A 3,108-nucleotide genomic window follows, 5' to 3' on the forward strand; every position below is an offset into this window, starting at 1 on the left:
GTGGGCGGTCAGCTGGATAAAGACTTCCAGTCTGTATGGCCGGTCATCTCCACACCTGATGTTCAGGGAGGACTGGGGCGTCTGAGACCGGACAGCACACTCAATCATTTTACTGCTTGTGCCGGACAGTCGGTTTTCAGGGGTACCGCTTTACCTGCAGATGCCGTTGGTGACCTGTTTATACCTGAACCGGTGGGCCGGCTCATCAGGAGGGCAAAGCTCAGCAATACCAATGCTAAAATCACGCTAACGAACGCCTATCCGGGGGAAGAGTTTATTGCCTCGACCGATATGAACTTCAGACCGGTCAACAGTGCGACCGGCCCAGACGGCTGTCTTTACATTGTAGATATGCACCGCGGTATTATTCAGGAAGGTAACTGGACCAAAAAGGGAACCTATCTCCGCAACCAGATTGATCAGAAGAAACTGGATAAGAACATAGGCAGGGGCCGCATTTACCGTGTGGTTTATGACGGCATCAAGCCTGATAAAACAGTACCAAGAATGCTGAGCCTGCCAAGTGCCCAGCTGGTCCAATACCTGAGCCACCCTAATGGCTGGTGGCGCGACAATGCACAAAAATTGCTGGTAGTACGGGGCGATAAAGGTGTAGTGCCTGCTCTGGAAGCACTGGTCAGCAAATCTCCGGTTCAGCTGGCTAAAATACATGCTTTATGGACATTGAACGGATTGAATGGACTTGAACGTCCGGTATTGCTCGCCGCGCTGAAAGACCAGGATCCCGAAATCAGGAAAACCGCACTTTGGATCGCTGAAGAAGCATTGACCAATGGTGATCAGAATCTCCTGGATGCTGTTGAAGCCCTGAAAAGTGATCCAAGTGCCGACGTACGCTTGCAGCTCGCCTTGTCTCTTAGGTTTAATAAATCTGAAAAGGCCGGTCAGATCATCGCGGGTCTTTTAAAGAACTATCCTGATGACAGGCTTCTTGCCGAATCTCAGAACAAGTATCAAAGCAAGATCAGGGACAGAGCAGAATCCGAACAAAAAGCTAAGCTGATGGCTGCTGCTGATCAGAAATTAATAAAAGACGGAGCCCTGATCTTTAAACAGCTTTGTGCGACCTGTCACGGGGCAGATGGAAAAGGAATAAATAATGGGGGCAAGGACATGCCTGCGCCCGCACTTGCAGGGGCTAAAGATGTCAATGCCGATCCGGAAAGATTGATCAAAATATTGCTTCACGGGCTATCCGGTCCGATAGACGGTAAAACTTATCCGGATGTTATGCCGGCATTAGGAGCAAATAATGATGAATACATTGCTTCGGTACTGAGCTATATCAGAAACGACATGGGCAATAAAGCTGCTGTAGTGAAATCTTCAGACGTGAAAAAAGTGAGGGCTGAAAATGCAAGCCGGACAACATCATGGACAGTAAAAGAGCTCGATGCTTCCAAAAAATAAAACCGACCAAAACCAGATATATGTTTAACACCAAAACCAACAAACCAAAATATCTGAACTTTAAAGTCCTGGTATTTTCAATCCTGTTTACCTGCTCAGCTGCGGGATACGCTCAGGATACCCACATGAAACTGTGGTACAGCAAACCTGCCGATAAGGTATGGGAAGCTGCCCTGCCTATTGGCAATGGCCGTCTGGCCGCCATGGTGTATGGTAATCCCGACAATGAGCTGATCAAGTTAAACGAAGCAACAATATGGTCTGGAGGACCCAATCGTAACGACAATCCAAAAGCGCTGGCTGCTTTGCCTGAAGTCAGGAAACTGATCTTTGAGGGCAAATATGATGAGGCCAGCAAGGTTGCTGCTGCCAATATCGAGTCCAGAATCAACGGCATGAATTACCAGCTGCTCGGTAACCTGAGCCTTGCTTTTGCAGGTCATGAAACTTATTCAGATTATTACCGTGAACTTGATATTGAAAAAGCAGTAACTAAAACAACGTATAGCGTAAATGGGGTTCAGTATACCAGGGAAGCATTTGTGTCTTTGCCGGACCAGGTCATGCTGGTAAGGCTTACAGCGAGCAAACCCGGACAGCTTACTTTCTCTGCTGCCATGCAGAGCCTGCAAAAATCACAGGTCAGCACCAGGAATGGCAATGAACTTGTTCTGTCCGGTATTTCGGGCGATAAGGACGGTGTAAAGGGCGCTGTAAAGTTTAGCTCCATTGTAAAGGTGAAAGCCGAAGGCGGGAAGGTTGCTGCTACTGAAAATGCCATAAACGTGACCAATGCCAATTCAGTTACACTTTTAATTTCTATCGCTACCAATTTCAACAGTTATGAAGATCTGAGCGGTGATGAAAGCAAAAGAGCTGCAGACTATTTAAGTAAAGCCAGTCCGAAAGCATATCCGGCAATGATGAAAAGCCATATTGCTGCTTATCAGAAATTCTTCAACCGTGTAAAACTCGATCTTGGTGAGACCGATGCCATCAAAGATCCAACAGATGTACGTCTGGCAAATTTTGCCAAAGGCAATGACCCGCAACTGGCGGCATTGTATTTCCAGTTTGGCAGGTACCTGCTGATCTCGTCTTCACAGCCGGGTGGTCAGCCTGCCAACCTTCAGGGCATCTGGAATGATAAAATGAATCCGCCCTGGGGCAGTAAATATACCATCAACATCAATACGGAGATGAATTACTGGCCTGCGGAGTCTACCAATCTTACCGAAATGCATGAGCCCTTAATTAACATGGTAAAAGAGCTTTCCATTACTGGCCAAGAAACAGCCAAAGTAATGTATGGTTCCAATGGTTGGGTTACCCATCATAATACCGATTTATGGCGTATTACGGGGCATGTAGATGGAGTGTACTCGGGCATGTGGCCTATGGGAGGTGCATGGCTAAGTAGGCACCTATGGGATAAATATCTTTACAGTGGCGATAAAAAATACCTTGAGTCTGTTTACGATGCCATCAAAGGTTCTGCTCAGTTTTATAGTGATTTTTTAGTAGAAGAACCCACACACCAATGGTTGGTTGTAGTGCCTTCAAATTCGCCCGAAAATGCGCCTAGCATAGCTAAAGGCAAATCCATTCAGGCAGGAACTACAATGGACAACCAGATTTTGTTTGAACTGTTCTCAAATGTAATCCGGGCTGCTGAAA

General features: G+C 46.8%; 2 protein-coding genes. Both read left to right on the forward strand.

From position 1 onward, the window contains the following. On the forward strand, positions 1-1,431 hold a 1,431-nt coding region (locus tag VK541_RS19750; RefSeq protein ID WP_324372154.1), incomplete at its 5' end, for a DUF7133 domain-containing protein. 20 nt (positions 1,432-1,451) lie between these two features. Then, positions 1,452-3,108: glycoside hydrolase family 95 protein (locus VK541_RS19755; RefSeq protein WP_324372155.1), on the forward strand; the 1,657-nt coding region annotated here is incomplete at its 3' end.

The sequence above is a fragment of the Pedobacter sp. genome, assembly GCF_035317785.1.
GTDB lineage: Bacteria > Bacteroidota > Bacteroidia > Sphingobacteriales > Sphingobacteriaceae > Pedobacter.